Origin of the sequence: Deinococcus pimensis DSM 21231 (assembly GCF_000519345.1) — a bacterium.
Classification (GTDB): domain Bacteria; phylum Deinococcota; class Deinococci; order Deinococcales; family Deinococcaceae; genus Deinococcus_A; species Deinococcus_A pimensis.
Map to the genome: position 1 here is coordinate 1 of NZ_KI912619.1, position 1,788 is coordinate 1,788.

Annotated in this window: 2 protein-coding genes; both read right to left on the bottom strand. The window is 71.4% G+C overall.

What is annotated here, in order from left to right; translation table 11 throughout:
- The coding region (locus DEIPI_RS0101610; RefSeq protein ID WP_027480636.1) for an ABC transporter ATP-binding protein at nt 1-398 on the bottom strand (398 nt) is incomplete at its 3' end.
- A 14-nt stretch (nt 399-412) separates the two neighbouring features.
- A complete protein-coding gene (locus DEIPI_RS0101615; RefSeq protein ID WP_027480637.1) occupies nt 413-1,570 on the bottom strand; it encodes an ABC transporter permease in 1,158 nt (385 codons plus the stop codon).
- Between the last annotated feature and the right edge of the window lie 218 nt (nt 1,571-1,788).

Genomic DNA, 1,788 nt, shown 5'->3' on the forward strand with positions numbered 1-1,788 from the left:
CGGCGCTCCAGGCCGACGCGGGCGAGCATCTCGCGGGCCCGCTGGCGCCGCTCGCGCGTGGGCACGCCCGCGAGCGCGAGGGGAAACTCGACGTTCTCGACGGCGCTGAGGATCGCGACGAGGTTGTAGTGCTGGAACACGAACCCGAAGTGCTTCAGGCGCAGCGCGGACCGTTCCGCCTCGGGGAGGCGGGCGAGGTCGCGGCCGTCCACGAGGACGCTGCCGGAGGTGGGCGTGTCGAAGCCCGCCATGAGGTTGAGCAGGGTGCTCTTGCCGCTCCCACTGGGACCGACGATGGCGGTCACGCCCGGCCCGAAGACGTGGTTGAGGTGATCGAGCGCGGTGATGGTGTCCTCGCCGCTGCGGTAGGTCTTGGTGAGTTCACGGATTTCGAGCATGAAAGGACCTTCCTTCAGACGCGCCCGAGCGCCTCGGTGATGCGCAGGCGTTCGGCGGAGCGGGCGGGGAGGAGGCCCGCGAGCAGGCCCAGCATGAGACTGATGGCGAGCGCGAGCAGCGTGAGGCGCGGCGTGAGGGCCGCCGCGTCGATCCCGGCGAGGTCCTGCGTGTAGGCGTTCACCCCGAGGATGCCGAGGAAGCCCAGCACGAGGCCGCCCACGCCGCCCGCGAGCGACAGCAGCAGGCTCTCGGTGAGCACGAGCGACCGCACGAAGCCGGGCCGCGCGCCGATCGCGCGGAGCGTGCCGAACTCCCTGGTGCGTTCGAAGACGCCCATCATGACGGTGTTCGCCACGGCGAGCCCCCCGACGATCAGCGCGATGAGGGAGATGCCGAAGCGCACGGCGTCGCTGATGCGCAGCGCGCGCTCCACGAAGCGCAGGAAGTCCGCCTGGGTCTGCACCTCCAGGTCGAGGCGCTGGGCGAGGCGCCTTGCGGTGTCCTGCGCGCCGCGCTGATCCCTGAGCTTCACGGCGATCAGCGAGAGGCGGCCCTGCGCGTTGATGCCGTTCTGCAGGGTGGAGAGCGGCAGCAGCACGAAGGTGTCCGTGAGGCCGCCCTCCCCGAGGATGCCGACGACCTTCACGCCGGAGCGCCGATTGAGGCGCAGCGTGGACCCGAGCTTCAGGCCGCCGTTCTGCGCGGCCTTGGAGCCCACGACCGCGACCGGTTTGCCCTCGTCCTCGGGGGTGAGGAGGCGGCCCTGCGCGAGCGCCACGTTCGGGAAGACGGACTTCACGCCCTGCGCGGCGGGCAGGCCGTACAGGACGAAGCTCTGCGTGGGGTCGAGGCCGCCGCGCACGCTCACCACGACGGGAATCGCCTCGCGGATGCCGAACTCGTCCGCGACGGCCCGCACGCTCTTCAGGGCGCTCTCGGGAAGGTTCGGGTCGGGCGAGAAGCCCTGGTTGAGGCCGTTGAGGCTGATCTGCAGGTCGGGCCCGACGTTGCCGAGCTCCGCCGTGAAGACCTTGCGGATGCCTTCCCCGAGCGACAGGAAGATGACCATGCTCGCGACGGCGACGGTGATGCCGAGAGCGGTGAGGACGGTACGGACGGGGCGGCGCAGCAGGCCGCGCAGCGCGAGCTGCCACAGGTCGGAGGAGCGCATCGACTTCCAGCCTAGGGCGCGCGGGGCCCGCGTGGACGCTCATACGTCACGATTCGGTGTCCTCTCAGCTTCGCCCTCTAGACTTCCGCCATGAGACGCGCCCTGATCACCGTCCTGCTCGCCTGCTGCGCGGCGCACGCGCAGGTGGTGCTGCTGCCCCTCGACTCCCGGCCCGCCACGTCCGACCTGCCCGCGCGGGTCGCGGCGCTCTCGGGCGA